Origin of the sequence: Streptomyces malaysiense, from assembly GCF_000980885.2 — a bacterium.
GTDB classification, from domain to species: Bacteria; Actinomycetota; Actinomycetes; order Streptomycetales; family Streptomycetaceae; genus Streptomyces; species Streptomyces malaysiense.
On sequence record NZ_LBDA02000056.1, the window covers coordinates 21,333 to 38,095 of the forward strand.

At 74.5% G+C, this 16,763-nt stretch carries 15 protein-coding genes; 7 read left to right on the top strand and 8 right to left on the bottom strand.

Annotated elements, in window-relative coordinates:
• Positions 1-39: 39 nt before the first annotated feature.
• Entirely contained in the window at positions 40-897 is an 858-nt protein-coding gene (locus VT52_RS23610) for an LURP-one-related family protein (protein ID WP_046422801.1), read from the top strand.
• Between the two features lie 123 nt (positions 898-1,020).
• On the opposite strand, the gene VT52_RS23615 is transcribed toward VT52_RS23610, so the two are convergent.
• Complete coding sequence (locus VT52_RS23615; RefSeq protein WP_046422803.1) at positions 1,021-1,983, bottom strand: DMT family protein; 963 nt, start codon at positions 1,981-1,983, stop codon at positions 1,021-1,023.
• Complete coding sequence (locus tag VT52_RS23620) at positions 1,980-2,780, bottom strand: phosphatase PAP2 family protein (protein WP_046422806.1); 801 nt, start codon at positions 2,778-2,780, stop codon at positions 1,980-1,982. The genes VT52_RS23615 and VT52_RS23620 overlap by 4 nt, the downstream gene beginning before the upstream one ends.
• Before the next feature lie 210 nt (positions 2,781-2,990).
• Between VT52_RS23620 and VT52_RS23625 the strand changes: the two genes are divergently transcribed.
• Entirely contained in the window at positions 2,991-3,605 is a 615-nt protein-coding gene (locus VT52_RS23625) for a TetR/AcrR family transcriptional regulator (RefSeq protein ID WP_046422807.1), read from the top strand.
• 196 nt (positions 3,606-3,801) lie between these two features.
• On the opposite strand, the gene VT52_RS23630 is transcribed toward VT52_RS23625, so the two are convergent.
• The 3 genes from VT52_RS23630 to VT52_RS23640 form a co-directional block, all read right to left on the bottom strand.
• Entirely contained in the window at positions 3,802-5,085 is a 1,284-nt protein-coding gene (locus VT52_RS23630) for a DUF2510 domain-containing protein (RefSeq protein WP_071387633.1), read from the bottom strand.
• A gap of 72 nt (positions 5,086-5,157) precedes the next feature.
• Positions 5,158-6,354 (bottom strand): anhydro-N-acetylmuramic acid kinase, encoded by a 1,197-nt coding sequence (locus VT52_RS23635; RefSeq protein WP_046422812.1) that lies wholly within the window; start codon positions 6,352-6,354, stop codon positions 5,158-5,160.
• Positions 6,345-6,674, bottom strand: a complete 330-nt coding sequence (locus VT52_RS23640) for a hypothetical protein (protein ID WP_071387634.1) — start codon at positions 6,672-6,674, stop codon at positions 6,345-6,347. The genes VT52_RS23635 and VT52_RS23640 overlap by 10 nt, the downstream gene beginning before the upstream one ends.
• 264 nt (positions 6,675-6,938) lie before the next feature.
• Here VT52_RS23640 and VT52_RS23645 point away from each other — a divergent pair, with 264 nt between their 5' ends.
• Positions 6,939-9,617 carry an ATP-binding protein gene (locus VT52_RS23645; protein WP_046422815.1) on the top strand — a complete coding sequence of 893 codons (2,679 nt, stop codon included), beginning with the start codon at positions 6,939-6,941 and terminating at the stop codon, positions 9,615-9,617.
• Positions 9,618-9,639: 22 nt separating this feature from the next.
• Here the strand turns inward: VT52_RS23645 and VT52_RS23650 are convergent, their stop codons facing one another.
• Positions 9,640-10,563, bottom strand: coding sequence for a DUF3048 domain-containing protein (locus VT52_RS23650; RefSeq protein WP_240509857.1), 924 nt, complete (start codon positions 10,561-10,563; stop codon positions 9,640-9,642).
• Between the two features lie 196 nt (positions 10,564-10,759).
• On the opposite strand from VT52_RS23650, the gene VT52_RS23655 reads away from it, so the two are divergent.
• A complete protein-coding gene (locus tag VT52_RS23655; protein WP_046422818.1) occupies positions 10,760-11,950 on the top strand; it encodes a zinc-dependent alcohol dehydrogenase in 1,191 nt (396 codons plus the stop codon).
• A 47-nt stretch (positions 11,951-11,997) separates the two neighbouring features.
• On the opposite strand, the gene VT52_RS23660 is transcribed toward VT52_RS23655, so the two are convergent.
• Entirely contained in the window at positions 11,998-13,068 is a 1,071-nt protein-coding gene (locus VT52_RS23660) for an ATP-dependent DNA ligase (RefSeq protein ID WP_046422819.1), read from the bottom strand.
• A 97-nt stretch (positions 13,069-13,165) separates the two neighbouring features.
• On the opposite strand from VT52_RS23660, the gene ligD reads away from it, so the two are divergent.
• Together ligD and VT52_RS23670 are read left to right on the top strand one after the other, a co-directional pair.
• A complete protein-coding gene (gene ligD / locus VT52_RS23665) occupies positions 13,166-14,185 on the top strand; it encodes a non-homologous end-joining DNA ligase (RefSeq protein WP_206306593.1) in 1,020 nt (339 codons plus the stop codon).
• Positions 14,186-14,243: 58 nt separating this feature from the next.
• Entirely contained in the window at positions 14,244-15,386 is a 1,143-nt protein-coding gene (locus VT52_RS23670) for a LacI family DNA-binding transcriptional regulator (protein ID WP_046422820.1), read from the top strand.
• Positions 15,387-15,449: 63 nt separating this feature from the next.
• On the opposite strand, the gene VT52_RS23675 is transcribed toward VT52_RS23670, so the two are convergent.
• Positions 15,450-16,229, bottom strand: a complete 780-nt coding sequence (locus VT52_RS23675; protein ID WP_046422821.1) for a VOC family protein — start codon at positions 16,227-16,229, stop codon at positions 15,450-15,452.
• Positions 16,230-16,486: 257 nt separating this feature from the next.
• Between VT52_RS23675 and VT52_RS23680 the strand changes: the two genes are divergently transcribed.
• On the top strand, positions 16,487-16,732 hold the full coding sequence (locus tag VT52_RS23680) for a WhiB family transcriptional regulator (protein ID WP_046422823.1): 246 nt from the start codon (positions 16,487-16,489) through the stop codon (positions 16,730-16,732).
• Positions 16,733-16,763 lie beyond the last annotated feature (31 nt).

Sequence of the window (16,763 nt, forward strand, 5' to 3'; positions counted from 1 at the left end):
GTTGGTCAGGTACTGGTCAGGGCAGGGTAGTGTGCCCCGGTGACCACGCAATCGAACACTCCGGCGGGCTGGTACCCGGACCCGCACGGTGCTCCTCAGACGCTCCGCTACTGGGACGGGAACCAGTGGACCGAGCACACGAACAGCCAGGCCCAGCAGGCCCCGGCGGCGCAGCAGCCCCCCGTGGCCCAGCAGGCCGTGCCGCAGCAGCAGTTCCCCCAGCAGCAGGCTCCCGACGCCCGGGTGCAGCGCCAGGTGCAGCAGCAGGCCGGCGTCGTGGCCGGCGGCCCCGGCGGCGGCACCCTGTTCACCGAGCCGGTGCTGGTGGTGAACCAGAAGGCCAAGCTGATCGAGCTGACCAACGAGTACAAGGTCATGGACCAGAACGGCCGTGAGCTCGGCTCGGTCACCGAGGTCGGGCAGGGCGCGCTGCGCAAGATCCTGCGCTTCGTCTCCAGCTGGGACCAGTTCCTCACCCACAAGCTGGAGATCCGCGACGCCTACGGGCAGCCGCAGCTGCTGCTGACCCGGCCCGCGAAGATCTTCAAGTCCCGGGTGATCGTGTCCCGCCCGGACGGCTCGCCGGTCGGCGAGATCGTCCAGCAGAACATGATCGGCAAGATCAACTTCGCGATGAACGTCAACGGCCAGCAGGTCGGCGCGATCAAGGCGGAGAACTGGCGGGCGTGGAACTTCGCGATCGTCGACCACGCGGACAACGAGGTGGCCCGGATCACCAAGACCTGGGAGGGCCTCGCCAAGACGCTGTTCACCACCGCGGACAACTACGTCCTCCAGATCCACTACCAGCTGCCCGAGCCGCTGCTGAGCCTGGTGGTCGCGACGGCCCTGACCGTCGACACCGCGCTCAAGCAGGACTCGCGGGGCTGGAACTGAGCGCCTCCCGCACGGGGGCACGCGCCACACGGCACGAAGCACGGCAGAACACCGAGTACGGCAACGGCGGCCGGTGCACGCGGGGACGCGCGCACCGGCCGCCGACGTCCGCGGGCCGCGAGGTCACCGCGCCGTGAGACGCCCCGGCTGTTCGGGCTGCCCCGGCAGCCGGGACCGCAGGGCGGGTTCGGTCGCCGCCGTCCCCGGGCGCAGCGCGAGCACCGCGGCCACCGGATGGCCGTGCGAGTCCGCCACGTCCGCCGCCTCCTTGGCCGCCCGGGTGAGCAGCACCACACCGCGGGCGGCGAGCGCGGCCCCGGCGAGCGCCAGCAGCACACCGCCCGCGCCACCGGTGAGGCCCTGCCCGAGCAGGGTGAGCCCGATCAGCGCGGCGGCCACCGGGTTCGCCAGGGTGACGACCGCCAGCGGGGCGCCGAGGCCGCCGCGGTAGGCGGTCTGGGACAGCAGCAGACCGCCGGCCGCGAACGCCGCGACCAGCACCGCGACCACGATCACCTCGGTGCTCGTAACCGGCCCCGAGCGGTCGGTGACGGCGACGGTCACGGTCTGGGTGAGCGCGGAGGCGACCCCCGAGGCGAACCCGGACGCGGTCGCGTGCCGCAGCCCCGGCCGGGCGCCGGGCCAGGACAGGGCGCCGATCAGCGCGGCCGTCGTACCGGCCACCGCGACCGCCTCGGGCAGGCTGAGCACCCGGGAGGGCGCGGGTCCCGACGCGGTGACCAGTACCGCGCCGAGACCGAGCAGGGTGAGCGCCGTACCGCGCCACTCCACCGCGCTGACCCGCCGTCCGGCCGCCCGCGCGCCGAGCGGCACGGCCGCCACCAGGGTCAGCGCGCCGAGCGGCTGTACGACGGTCAGCGGACCGTACTTCAGGGCCGCGACGTGCAGCAGCGCGGCCGCCGCGTTCAGGCCGACCGCCGACCACCAGGCGCCCGTGCCGAGCAGCCGCCGCAGCCCGGCCCCGGCGTCGCGGGCGGCCAGGCGCTCCTGGGCGACGGCGGCGAGCGCGTAGGCCACGGCCGAGACCAGGGACAGTGCGACGGCGACCAGTTCGGCGGCGTTCACCGGCCCGCTCCCGCCGGCACCCGTCGGCGCGGGACGGCCAGGCCGGTGCCGACGCCCGTCGTGGTGGGAGCGCGGTGCGGGGGACGGAACAGCGCGAGGGCGACGCCCAGCATGGCGGTCGCCACGAGCGCGTCGAGCCAGTAGTGGTTCGCCGTGCCCACGATCACCAGCAGGGTGAGCAGTGGGTGCAGCAGCCACAGCGGGCGCAGGCGGGAGCGGGTGGCCGCGATCAGGCCGATCGCCACCATCAGGGCCCAGCCGAAGTGCAGCGAGGGCATCGCGGCGAACTGGTTGGAGAGATGGTCGTGGGCCGGCGGGCCGTACACGGAGGGGCCGTAGACCCGGGCGGTGTCCACCAGGCCGGTCCCGGCCAGCATGCGCGGCGGGGCGAGCGGGAAGGCGAAGGGCAGCACCAGGGCGGCCGCGGTGACCGCGGCGAGGACCCGGCGGGCCCACACGTAGTGCGCGGGGCGCCTGAGGTAGAGCCAGACCAGGAAGGCGAGCGTCGCCGGGAAGTGCACCGCCGCGTAGTAGGTGTTGGCGGCCCGGACGAGGGTGTCGCCGTGCAGCAGTGCCGACTGGACGGCGGTCTCGTGCGGCAGGCGCAGGTTCCGTTCGAGGTCCCAGACGCGATGGGCGTTGTGGAAGGCGCGGATGGTGTGGCCGGTGGCCAGCTGCCGGCCGAGCTTGTAGACGAGGAAGAGCCCCGCGACGAGCAGGAACTCGCGTATGAGACCCGGACGCGCGACGGCGTCCGGGTCCGTTTCTGCCTCGGCAGGCTCGGTGAGCGCGGTCATCCCCCGGCCCCTTCGCTGAAGATCGTGTGCGGTGATGCTTCGGTACGGTGCGGCGACTCTTTGGTACGTGTCCGTACCGATACGTTGGTGTACCGATACGGCAGTGTACCGATACGATGGAGTACCGGTACACTCGTGTATCGATTGAAGTCCGACACACTGGAAACCGGGCCCGGGGCGCCCGAGCCCATGAGCGAGGGGAAACACCACATGACGTCGCAGGCCGCGGAGGGACCGGAGTCGGTCGTCGCCTCGCGCCGCTCCAAGATCACGCCGGAGCGTGAGCGGGAGTTCTTCGACGCCGTGCTGGAACAGATCCGCGAGTGCGGCTACGAGTCCGTGACCATGGAGGGCGTCGCCTCCAGCACCCGTTGCAGCAAGTCCACGCTCTACCGGCAGTGGAAGAACAAACCCCAGTTCGTGGCCGCCGCGCTGCGGGCCAGGGGGCGGGTGCGCTTCGCCGGCATCGACACCGGATCGCTCGCCGAGGACCTGCGCCGGGCGGCGCGGGCCGCCGGCGACTGGTCGGGCAAGGACACCAAGCTGCTCCAGGCGCTCGGGTCCGCGGTGACCCAGGACGAGGAACTGGCCCAGGCGCTGCGCGAGGCGCTGGTGCACCCGGAGATCGCCGCGCTCCAGGAGATCCTCGACCGAGGCGTGGCGCGCGGTGAGGTCGCGGCGGACCACCCCGCCCTTGAGTTCATCCCCGCCATGATGTTCGGCGTGCTGCGCGTCCGGCCCGTGCTCAGCGGCCAGTACGCCGACGCCGGCTACCTGCTCCGGTTCGTGGAGGCCACCGTGCTGCCCGCGCTCGGGCTCACATGAGACCCAGGCCGCCGTTCACGGGATGACTGAACGGCGGTCTGCCCGCGCCGCACCGTGGGGACGGGGGCGGCGCGCACCCCCGGCCGGGTGGGGTTCCCCTTGAGCGGAGGGAACCCCACCCGGCCGGACTCTTCAACCCCTTCCGCGTTCCGCCCGCGCCTTTCGTGCTTTCCGCGTTCCGGGGCCTTCGAGGGGGTCAGACGTTCTGGCCGTCCCCGCCGCCGGAGGAGACCTTGATCCCCTTCAGGATCTCGTCGATGACCGACGCGTCCTGCCCGACGTCGACGCCGAAGCGCACGACCACGATCTGCCGGGCGTCGTTCGGGGAGGGGAAGGCGACCGACTCGACCAGTCCGTCGGCGCCCTTGCTGGTGACGGCCTTCCAGCGCACCAGGTAGCCCTTCTGCCCGGCCACCGTCACCGCCTCGGCGGCCAGTTGCCGGTGCGAGGTGATGCTGCCGTAGGTGCTGCCGCCGTACGACTCCTTCGCGTTCGCCGCGATGTCCGCCTTCGCGACCTGCTCCGCGGTGTCGCCGTCGGTGCCCAGCGCCACGGCGGGCGCGGTGTACGCGCCGCCCGCCGTGCAGGTCTGGGAGCTGTTGCCGGGGCACTTGTAGGAGTCGTCCGAGGTGACCTGTGCGCCGACGCTGATCGTCTGCCCGGTCCAGCCCTTCGGCACGGGCAGACTGACGCCGTCGACCGAGTCCGGGACGGTCCCGCCGCCCTTGATCTTGGGCGCGGGGGTGCGCTCCGGAGACTGGCCGCCCGAGCCGCCCGAGCCGCCCGAGCCGCCCGAGCCGCCCTGTCCGCCGGAAGCGCCGCCGGAGCCGTCGGATCCGCCGGGGCCTCCCCGGCCGCCGAACCCGCCGCCGTTCTGCCCGCCGCTCGCGCTGTGCGGCGCCCCGGCGCGGTCGTTGCCACGGCCGCTGCCATCGGTGAGCGCGTACACACCGATCCCGATACAGGCCAGCACCGCGACCGCCGCGGTGACCGCTATGCCGGTCCGCAGCCCGCTGTGGGAGGGCTGCGGAGGCGGCGCGGGATAGGAGGGATAGCCGGTGTAGGCCGGGTAGCCGGGCTGCCCGGGAGGGGGCTGGTGGCCGGGGTGGGCGCCGTAGCCGGGCGGCGCCTGGCCGGCCGGCGGCGGGGGAGCGGTCCTTGGCGCCGGACCGGCGTCGGGGGCTTCGGCGGCGGGCGGCACGGGGCCCGCCGCCGGGGCCGTCCGCGCCTGAGTGCCGGCCCCGGCCGCGTCGCCGGGCCCCGGTGCCTGGCCGCCGTCCGGTGCCGGGCCGGACTCAGGTGCCCGGCCGGACTCCGGCGCCTGGCCGGGCCGCGCCGCCGGGGGACCCCACGTCGCGGCCGTCCCGGCGGGGCGGATCCGGTCCGTCCAGGCCTTGCCGTCCCACCAGCGCTCGGTGGGCGGGCCGTCATGCGTCTGCCCGGGGTCGGGGTACCACCCGGGAGGAGTCACCTGCGTCATGGCCCCACCGTATGAGGCATCCGTGAAAGTGCGATGAGAGGATCTGCCGCCAATCCTGCCGACCCGGACAAATCACCTCCCGAATTCTTCGGCCGGCACCGTCCGCTCCCCCTCCCCGCCCTCCACCACCAGCCGCACCGGCACGCACCTCGCGGGCGCCGGCATCCGGAACCCGTCCCGCCCCGGTGTGACCGACCCCAGCACGCTCGGCCGCCGCGCCCCCGTGCTGCGCGGATCGGTTCCCGCGAGGCCGTGCGCGGTGAGGAAGCCGAGGACGGCGAAGGCGTACGCCTCCTTGGCGGCGGCGGGCAGTCCCAGTTCGTCCGAGGAGCGCAGCGGGATCTCCCCGAGCAGTTCCCGGAGCAGGCGCACCAGCACCGGATTGCGCACGCCCCCGCCGGACGCGATCACCTCGCTCGCGCCGACCGACCGGACCGCGTCCGCGACCGTCCGCGCGGTCAGCAGGGCGAGCGTGGCCAGCACGTCCTCCGGCCGGCCCCCGCCGAAGGCGCCGGCGGCCCGCAGATATCCGGCGTGGAACAGTTCCTTGCCGGTGGTGCGGGGCGCGGGCATGGCGTAGTACGGCTCACCGAGCAGCCGGTCCAGCAGCCGCGGGTCCGGTCGGCCGCGCGCGGCGAGGGCGCCGTCCGCGTCGTAGGCCAGCCGCCCGCCGCTGAACTCCCGTGCCGCCGCGTCCAGCAGCGCACAGCCCGGTCCGGTGTCGAAGGCGGTGCCGTCCGGCGCGGTCAGGTTGGCGATCCCGCCGATGTTCAGCGCCACCGGCCGGCCCGGCCGGCCGCGCAGCCACAGCAGGTCGAACAGGCTGACCAGGGGCGCGCCCTGGCCGCCCGCCGCGACGTCCCGGGCCCGGAAGTCGGCGACCACGGGCAGCCCGGTCGCCTCCGCGATCCACGCGGGCTGCCCGAGCTGCAAGGTGCCGCGCACCCGCCCGTCCGCCACCCAGTGGTAGACCGTCTGTCCGTGCGAGGCCACCAACTCCGCTCGTCCCGCGCACAGTTCCCGGTCGGCCCGCACCGCCGCCGCGGCGAACGCCCGCCCGATCCCGGTGTCGAGGCGGCACACCGCCTCGACACCGCACTCCGCGGGCGGCAACGCCTTCGCGAGCGCCGCGCGCAACGGCTCCTCGTAGGGCGCGCTGACCATCCCGAGCGGCCGCAGCGCCAACGTGTCCCCGTCCAGCCGCAGATCACCGGCCGCCGCGTCCACGGCGTCGTACGACGTCCCGGACATCAGTCCGATCACTCGCACCGCTTCCTCCCGATCGCTCCCCGTGAGGTCTTCCCGCGCAGCCGGCTCCGCCGACGCGTCTCCCGCGGAGCCCGCTTCGGCAGGGCCGGCCCGCTCACCGCGCCCGCGCCGGCCAGGGCGAGGGCCTTCACCGAGGTCGGGGTGCCGGGATCCTGGAGCGGGGCCGAGCCCCGGCCGCGCGGTCGCCACCACCGGCACCGCGTCCGCGAGCACGACCGGCCGCCGCCCGGCCCGTCACCCGCGCCGCCCACCGGGATGAAGACCCGCTCGGCGAGCACGGTGTCGGGGAAGCCGTGGACCGCGAACGCGTACCACGTCACGAAGCTCCCGGCCGAACCCGCCGCCACGGCCCGCACCCCGGGGCCCCGGCCCGTGGTAAGCCCGCGCGGAACCCGCCTCGTCCCGGTCACTGCTGACGCTCCGTCCGCCGACGACATCGCTGATCGGGACGGGCCCGCGTCGCCCGGCCGCCCGAACTTTCACCCGGCTGTGCAAGAGCTGCCCCGACCGGCCTCCACATATCCCACCGGACGGCTACGCTCGGGGTCTGTACGTCATTCGGGCGACCTTGGGGAGGTAACAGGATGACGGAGGGACGGCCGGCGGCGGCCGCTTCGGCTCCCCTGTGGGAGCGGGACGCGGAGATCGACACCGTCGCGCGGGCCATCGAGGAGCTGCGCGCCGACGAGTCCTCCGCGGGCGGCCTGCTGGTCTTCCGCGGCGAGGCGGGCCTCGGCAAGACCGCGCTGCTGACCGAGATCCGCCGCATGGCCGAACGCCGGGGCTGCACCGTGTGGTACGCCCGCGGCGCCGAGACCCTGAGGTCCGTTCCCTTCAACGTCGTACGGCAGCTGCTCCAGCCCGCGCTGCTGTCGCTGCTGCCCGAGGAGGCCCGCGAGTACCTCGGCGACTGGTACGACATCGCCGGTCCCGCCCTCGGCATAGCCGAACCGCAGGAGGAGAGCGCCGACCCGCAGTACGTGTGCGACGGCCTCGTCGCCGCCGTCCGCAGGCTCGCCCGCCGCGAATGGCCGCTCGTGCTGCTGATCGACGACGCGCACTGGGCCGACCAGGAGACCCTGCGCTGGCTCGCCGCCTTCGCCGAGCGCCTGCACGACCTGTCCGTGCTGGTCGTGGTCGCCCGCAGGCCCGGCGACGTCAGCGGGGAGAGCGCCCGCCACCTCGACGCGGTCGCCGAGGCCGCGGGCCGCGCGGTCAACAACCTGCGCGAGCTCACCCCCGGCGCCGCGGCCGGACTCACCCGAGCCACCCTCGGGCGGCACGCCGACGACGCGTTCTGCCGCGAGGTCTGGGCCGTCACCGCGGGCAACCCCTACGACGCCGTCGAACTCCTCGCCAAGGTGCAGGAGAGCGAACTGTCGCCGGTGGAGGCCCGCGCCGGGGAACTGCGCGCCCTCAACCGCGCGGCCCGCGGTGGCGGACTCGTCGACCGGATCAAGGAACTCGGTTTCCAGGCGACCCAGTTCGCCTGGGCCGCCGCCGTCCTCGGTACCGGCATCACCCTGGAGTCGGTCGCCCGCCTCGCCACCATGGACGAGGACACCGCCCGGCACTGCGCAGGTCTGCTGCGCACCGCCCGCATCCTCACCACGCCCGATCCCACGGCCACCGAACACCGCGGCGGCGACCTGGAGTTCGTGCATCCGCTGATCGCATCCGCCGTCTACAACTCCATCCCGCCGGGCGTGTGCACCGCGATGCACGGCGTGGCCGCCGAGATCGTCACCGAGCTGGGCCGGGGCGCCGCCGAAGCCGCCAGGCACCTCCTCGAAGTCCATCCGGAGGCCGACGAGAGACTGGTCGAGCAGCTGCGCGAGGCCGCCCGCGAACACCTCGCCGTCGGCGCGCCCGACGCCGCCCGGGTCTGCCTCGAACGCGCCCTGGAGGAGCCGCCCCGCCCCGACATCCACGCGCACGTCCTGTACGAACTGGGCTGCGCCACCCTGCTCACCGCGCCCGCCGTCACCATCGGTCAGCTGCGCAGCGCCCTCGGCATGCGCGGCCTCGACGGCAGCGACCGCGTCGACGCCGTGGTCCGCCTCTCCCAGGCCCTGCTCCACAACGACCAGCTGGAGGAGGCCGTCCGCACCATCGAGGCCGAGGCCGCCCGGCACGAACCGGGGCCCGTGCGGATGCGGTTGCAGGCGTTCCAGTACATGTGGGAGGGCATCCACGGCGAGGCCGCCGCCCCGGCCCGCTCGCGCAGCCTCGCGGAACTCGCCGCCACCTGCACCGGCCGCGACAACACCGAGCGCGCGCTGCTGATCCTGCGCGGCTTCGACGCCATGACGCACGGCGAGAGCGCGGCCGAGATCGTCGAACTCTGCGACCGGGCCCTCGTCAACGGCAGGCTCGCGCCCGGCCTCGGCTGGACCGACCGGGAGTGGGGCATCGAGCTGCTGATGATGCTCGGCAGCGCCTATGTGTACACCGACCGGCTCGACCGCGCCGAGAGCCTGTTCGCGCAGGCCCTGCGCGTGTACACCGGCTCGGGCTGGCACGGCGGCCATCTCTCCCTGGCCAACGCCTACCTGGGTCTCGCCTATCGCAGGCAGGGCCGTCTGCGGGACGCCGAGACCAATCTGCGCGAGGCCCTCGTCCTGGCCGAACGGGTGGGCCGGCGCCTGCCGTTGCACTGGTCCGCCACGTGCGGGCTGGTCGACACCCTGCTCGCCCGCGGCCGCGTCCAGGAGGCCTGGTCGGTCGCCGAACAGTACGGCTTCGCCCCGCCCTACCCGTCCACCATCGTGCTGCCCGACGTCCGTTCGGTGCGCGGCCGGCTGCTGCTCGCGGTCGGCCGTGTCGAGGAGGGCGTCAACGAGCTGGAGGCCGCCGAGAAGACCGCCGTCTCCAGGGGCGGCCACAACCCGGTCCTCGCGCCCTGGTCGGTCGACCTCGCCCGCGCCCTCGCGGTCCAGGACCCGGCCCGCAGCAAGCGGCTCGCCGCCGACGCCCGCCGGCAGGCCGAGCGCTTCGGCACGGACACCGCCATCGGCGAGGCCCTGCGCTGTGCCGCCGCGCTCGAGACCGGCAGCCGCGCACGCCAGCTCGCGGGCCGCGCCGTCACCTATCTGGAGGCATCGCCCTCCCAGTACGAGCACGCGGCCGCCCGCATCGAGTACGGCGTCCTCGCCCGCTCCGCCGCCGAACTCGACCGGGGCCTCGCCCTGGCCCGCTCGTGCGGGGCGGACGGCCTGGTGGCACAGGCGAGGGCGGCGCTCGACGGGGGTGGGGCGCGGTAATCCTCGGGCGCCGCGGGGCGGTTCAGCCCGCCCGTGCGAACACCACCCAGACCTGACCCGCGGCGAGGGCCAGCGGCGCGCCGTCCGCCGCGGTGAACGTCGTACCGTCGTTCGCCGCCGGCCGTGACCAGGTGGCGGCGAAGGCGCGCCCGTCGCGCAGCACCTCCGCCCGCCCGGAGCCGACCGTCTCGGTGTAGGGGGTGGGGTTGCCGAGGACGTCGTGGTACCGCGAGTCGCGGATGCCGACGTACTGGACGACGACCGTCGGCGGCGCCGGGCGGGGGCCGTCCGCGGTGACCGTGGGGGTGCCGTCCATGGCGATCAGCCAGCCGTGCCGGGCCGCGGACCAGGAGAAGGTGAACCGGGCCGCCGGATAGCGCACGGTGCGCGAGGCCACCGGGGTGCCGCCGGCGGGGGCGGGACCGTAGTGGAAGCCCGTGGTCAGCGCGCCCTCGCCCGGGGCGGAGCGCAGCAGGCGCGCCGGGCGCAGATAGAGGTTGTGCGGCGCGGCCCGCGCGCTGTCCCGGTAGTAGGCGCCGGGTGCCTCCTCGGGCGACTCGGGCCGCACCGGCGCCTGCCCGATCAGCGGCAGCAGCTTGCGCTGGACACCGGAGAAGGCCAGGTACGGCCGGTCGAACTGGCCGAGCAGTTCCAGATCGGACTCACGGGCGCTGCGCACCGGTCCGACGGCGTCCGGCAGCCGGCTCGCGTACACCGCCATCAGCCGGCTCAGACCGCCCTCGACCTGCTCCGCGTACACCACGTCGGCGGCATCGAGCCCGGTCTGCGGGCGGGCCGCCGGCACATTGTCGATCTTCACGGCGAGCGGGGAGCCGCCCGCGGCGGTGGAGGCCGGGGGCCGGGTCGGCACCGGGCCCCGGTCGTGCCGGCCGCCGTGCCCGCCGCACCCCGAGGCCAGCAAGGCGGCCAGCACGACCGCCGTCACCGCGCCTCTTCGCGCACCACGTCCCGTGCCCACTCTCGCCGTCCCGCCCGTCGTCCGTCGCTGGATCGCGCGCACGTGGCTCCCGCGCCCGCCCGCACCCACGCCGCGCCCACCAGGGGGTTCGGTGCCCGTCCGCACGGGTACCCGGCCGGCACGCGAACCGGACGCACGCGAGCGACCGAAGGAGCGCGACCTCATGAAGGCAGTCACCTGGCAGGGCAGGCGGGACGTGCGGGTGGAGGACGTGCCGGACCCGAGGATCGAGGAACCCACCGACGCCGTCATCCGCATCACCTCCAGCGGGCTGTGCGGCTCGGACCTGCATCTGTACGAAGTGCTCACCCCGTTCATGACCCCGGGCGACATCCTCGGCCACGAGCCCATGGGCATCGTGGTGGAGGTCGGCTCCCAGGTGCCGGACCTGAGGCCCGGCGACCGGGTCGTGGTGCCGTTCCAGATCGCGTGCGGGCACTGCTTCATGTGCGACTCGGGGCTCACCACCCAGTGCGAGACCACCCAGGTCACCGGCGAGGGCATGGGCGCGGCCCTGTTCGGCTACACCCGTCTGTACGGCGCCGTACCGGGCGCCCAGGCCGAGTACCTGCGGGTGCCGCAGGCGCAGTTCGGCCCGATGAAGGTGCCCGAGGGCCCGCCGGACGACCGCTTCGTCTATCTCTCCGACGTGCTGCCCACCGCCTGGCAGGCCGTCGAGTACGCGGCGGTCCCGCCCGGCGGCAGCGTCGCGGTCCTCGGCCTCGGCCCGATCGGCGACATGTCCTGCCGGATCGCCGTGGCACGCGGCGCGGAACGGGTGTTCGGCGTCGACCTCGTGCCCGAGCGGCTCGCGCGGGCGAGCCGGCGGGGCGTGCGGACGTACGACCTGAGGACCTTCGACGACGAGAAGGCACTGGTCCACGCGATCCGCGACGACACCGGCGGCCGGGGCCCGGACGCGGTGATCGACGCCGTCGGCACCGAGGCCCACGGCAGCGCGGCCGCGCGGCTCGCCCAGCAGGCCACCTCCCTCATGCCGCGCAGGGTCGCGGCCCCTCTCGCGGAACGCTTCGGCGTCGACCGGCTCGGCGCCCTGTACATGGCGATCGACCTGGTACGCCGGGGCGGCACCATCTCGCTCAGCGGCGTCTACGGAGGCATGGCCGACCCGATCCCGCTGCTCACCCTGTTCGACAAGCAGACCCAGCTCCGCATGGGGCAGGCCAACGTCCGCCGCTGGAGCGACCGGATCATGCCGTACCTCACCGACGAGGACCCGCTCGGCGTGGACGACTTCGCCACGCACCGGGTGCCGCTGGCCGAGGCGCCGCACGCCTACGAGATGTTCCAGCGCAAGGAGGACGGCGCGGTCAAGGTCCTGATGAAGCCGTAGCGGCGGGAGCTCCCCGGCGGCAGAGTCACCGGCTCTCCCGGCCGGTCTCAGCGCCGCTCCCCGAGGATCTCCGCGAGGTCGTACCGCGCCGGCTCCTCCAACTGGGCGTACGTGCAGCTCCCGGGCGCCCGGTCGGGTCGCCAGCGGCGGAACCGGGCGGTGTGCCGGAAGCGCTGCCCGTTCTCCAGGTGGTCGTAGGCGACCTCGGCCACCCGCTCGGGCCGCAGCGGCACCCAGGACAGGTCCTTCCTGCCCGACCAGCGGCTCGGCGCGCCCGGCAGCCGGGCGCTCTCGTGCGCGGCCTCCTCGGACCAGGCCGCCCAGGGGTGCCCGGTGACATCGTCCATCCGCAGCGGCGCCAGCTCCTCGACCAGTTCGGCGCGCCGCCTCATGGGGAACGCGGCCGACACGCCCACGTGCTGGAGCCTGCCCCGTCCGTCGTACAGCCCCAGCAGCAGTGAGCCCACCACCGGGCCGCTCTTGTGCAGCCGGTACCCGGCCACGACGACGTCGGCCGTGCGCTCGTGCTTGATCTTGAACATGGCCCGCTCGTCCTGCCGGTAGCGCAGGTCGAGCGGTTTGGCCACGATCCCGTCGAGTCCGGCGCCCTCGAACCGGTCGAACCACAGCTCGGCCACCGCGAGATCCGTCGTCGCGGGCGCCAGATGCACCGGCGGCGTGGCGTCGGCGAGGGCCCGGTCCAGCAGCGCGCGGCGGTCGCCGAGCGGCACGTCCAGCAGGGCGTGGTCGTCCAGCGCCAGCAGATCGAAGGCGACGAAGGAGGCCGGGGTCCGCTCCGCCAGCGTCCGCACCCGGGAGGCGGCCGGATGGATCCGCTCGGTCAGGGCGTCGAAGTCCAGATGCCCGGCCCGCGCGATCACGATCTCCCCGTCGAGCACGCACCGCTCGGGCACCCGCTCCCGCAGCGCCTCGACCAGCTCTGGGAAGTACCTGGTCAGCGACTTGCCGGTACGGCTGCCCAGCTCGATCTCGGCGCCGTCGCGGAACACGATCGAACGGAACCCGTCCCACTTCGCCTCGTAGTGCATGCCCGGCGGGATCCTCGCCACGGACTTGGCGAGCATCGGCTTCACCGGCGGCATCACGGGCAGCTCCATGGCTCCGATTCTGCTCGCGCCCGCGAGCGCGCGCCCGGTGTGCGCACCCGTGCGCGCCCGGTGTGCGAGCCGCGCGGGGGGCGCCTACGGTGGCCGCATGGCCGAAGCGGTGGAACTGGAGGCGGCCGGGCGGACCGTACGGCTGTCCAGCCCGGACAAGGTGTTCTTCCCGGAGCGCGGCTTCACCAAGCTGGACCTCGCGCGGTACTACGTCGCGGTCGGCCCCGGCATCCTGCGCGCCCTGCGCGGGCGGCCCACCACCCTGGAGCGCTACCCGGACGGCATCGAGGGCGAGTGGTTCTTCCAGAAGCGCGCCCCCAAGGGCATGCCCGACTGGATCCCGACCGCCCACATCACCTTCCCCAGCGGCCGCAGCGCCGACGAGATGTGCCCGACCGAGGAGGCCGCCGTGGTGTGGGCCGCCCAGTACGGCACCCTCACCTTCCACCCCTGGCCGGTGCGCGCGGACGATGTCGACCACCCCGACGAACTGCGCATCGACCTCGACCCGCAGCCCGGCACCGACTACACGGACGCCGTCCGCGCCGCCCATGAACTGCGCGCCGTCCTCGACGAGTTCGGGGGACTGCGCGGCTGGCCGAAGACCTCCGGCGGCCGGGGCCTGCACGTCTTCGTGCCCATCGAACCCCGCTGGACCTTCACCCAGGTACGGCGCGCCGCCATCGCCGTCGGCCGGGAGCTGGAACGCCGGATGCCCGAACAGGTCACCATCAAGTGGTGGAAGGAGGAGCGCGGCGCCCGTGTCTTCGTCGACTACAACCAGACGGCACGCGACCGCACCATCGCCTCCGCCTACTCGGTACGCCCCCGTCCGCGGGCCACGGTCTCCGCGCCGCTGCGCTGGGCGGAGGTCGACTCCGCCCGGCCCCGCGACTTCGACCTGGCCACGATGCCGGCCCGGTTCGCCGAACTCGGCGACGTGCACGCCGGCATGGACGAGCACGCCCACTCCCTGGACGCCCTGCTGGAGCTGGCCCGCCGTGACGAGCACGACCACGGGCTGGGCGATCTGCCGTACCCGCCGGAGTACCCGAAGATGCCCGGCGAACCCAAACGCGTCCGGCCGAGCCGGGCCCGCGAGGACCCCGCGTCCTGACCACCGACGACGCCCCGCCGGGCACCGGACCCTCGTTATCCTGGGCGGTAACCGGCCGATGAGGAGTCCCGTGGTGCCCGAGGCAGTGTCGCGTCCCACCCTGGAGGCCGTGGCGACGCGCGCCGGGGTGTCCAGAGCCACCGTGTCACGGGTGGTCAACGGCGGATACGGGGTGCGGCAACCGCTGGCCGAGCGGGTACGGCGGGCCGTGGCCGAACTCGGCTACGTCCCCAACCAGGCGGCACGCAGCCTCGTCACGAAGCGGCACGACGCCGTGGCCGTCGTCATCGCCGAACCCGAGGTCCGGGTCTTCACCGACCCCTTCTTCGCTCTCCAGTTGCGCGGCATCAGCAAGGAACTGACGGCGCACGACAACCAGTTGGTGCTGCTGCTCACCGAGGGCCGGGACGACCACACCCGGGTCGCCCGGTATCTCGCCGGGGGCCATGTCGACGGGGCGCTGGTCTTCTCCCTGCACCTGGACGACCCGCTGCCCGGACTCATCCACGACGCCGGGGTGCCCACCGTGTTCGGGGGCCGGCCGGGCTGGCGGGACCGCACCGGCACACCGATGTACGTGGACACCGACAACCGGGGCGGTGCGCGCACGGCCGTACGCCATCTGGTCGGGCTCGGCCGCAGCCGGATCGCGCACATCACCGGCGCCCTGGACCAGACCTCGGCCGCGGACCGGCTCGACGGCTACCGGGACGTCATGGCGGAGACGGCCGGCGGGGGGCTCGATCCCTCGCTGGTGGTGGAGAGCGACTTCACCCCGGCCGGCGGGGAGCGGGCCATGCGGGAACTCCTCGGCCGCCGCCCGGACGTGGACGCCGTGTTCGCGGCGAACGACCTCACCGCGCTGGGCGCGCTGCGCGTGCTGCGGGAGCGGGGGCTGCGGGTGCCCGAGGACGTGGCCGTGGTCGGCTTCGACGACATGCTGCCGCTGGCCGAGCAGTCCGATCCGCCGCTGACCACGGTCCGTCAGGACATCGAGCGGATGGGCCGCCTGATGGCCCGTCTGCTGCTGCGAGGGCCTTCCGCCCTGCACGGCACCTCCGTCCCGCACGGCGCCTCAGCACCGGAAGTCTCCTCTGCCCCGGACCGCTCCTCAGGTCCGGGCGGTACCGGGCCGGCGGCCCGGACTCCGGGACCCGGCGTGATCCTGCCGACCACCCTGATCCGCCGGGCATCCGCCTGAGCCGTGCGGGGCCGCCGGCCACCGCGCGCCCGACCGCACCCCGGCCGGCCCCCGGTCACGGCCTCACCCCCGGGTCCGTTCGCTCCGGATCACCGCGAACCGTGCCCCGTACGGATCGACGAGCCTGGCGACGCGGCCCACGCCCTCGACCGTCACGGCCGGGGCGCTCACCGAGCCGCCGAGCCGCCGCGCCTCGGCCGCGATCGCGTCGGTGTCCCCGACCTCGAAGTACGGCAGCCAGTACGGCTCGTCCCCCGCCCGGGTCAGCGGCACCATCCCGCCGAACATCGCGTCCTTACCGGCACCCGCCGGGCTGACGCACGTGTACACGCCGCCCGGGAAGGACACCCCGGACGTCTCCAGGCCCAGCACCCGGTGGTAGAAGGCGGCCGCCGCCGCGACGTCCGGGGTGTGCAGTTCGGCCCAGCACAACGCGCCCGGCGCGCTCGCCAGGTCCACGCCCCTGGTCCGGCCGGGCTGCCAGACCCCGAACCGTACGCCTGCCCGGTCGCCGAGGACGGCCATGTCACCCTGGCCCATCACGTCGACCGGCCCGAACAGCACCTTCCCGTGGGCCTGTTCGGCCGCTCGGGCGGTCGCCGCCGCGTTCGCGGTCCCGAAGTACAGCGTCCACGCGGGCGGCCCCTGCTCGGGCCCGCACCGCATCCCACCAGCGACGGTCTTCCCGTCCAGCTGGAAGAAGCCGTAGCCCCCCGCGTCCGGGCCCGCCGACTCGAAGCGCCAGCCGAACAGGGAGCCGTAGAAGGAGCGCGCGCCGTCGATGTCCGGTGCGCCGATGTCGAGCCAGTTCGGCGCGCCGTCGACGAAATCGGTGCTGAGCATTGCCGCCCTCCTCGAAGGGGTCCCGTCCCGTGCACTGCCGAGTCTGGCACCGCCCTCCGACGACCGCCGCCGGAGCACCGCCGGAGCGCGCCCGCGCCATCGGCGACCCGGCATGTCCGCCGGGTTCCCGGAAATTCCGCGCGCCGCCGTGCAACCGACCGGTGCCGTGGAGCATCATCGATGCGGCCGGAGGCCCCGACGACGGCGTTGAGCGCGCGTTGATCGAACGTTTTTCGCCGATCGGCATGATCCTTGCCATGCACCTCGACACCATCACCCCGGCCGACCCGACCTGGCCGGCGCAGGCCCTGTGCGCGCAGACGGGGCCGGACTTCTTCTTCCCCGAGCCGGGCAGCTCGGTCCGCGAGGCGAAGCGCATCTGCGGGATGTGCGAGCTGCGCCCGGCCTGCCTGGAGTACGCCCTCGCCAACGACGAGCGCTTCGGCGTCTGGGGCGGGCTGTCCGAGAAGGAACGCCTCGCCCTGCGCCGCACCTCCGGCTGACCGGCCCCCGGGACCGGGGGTCCGGCCGGCC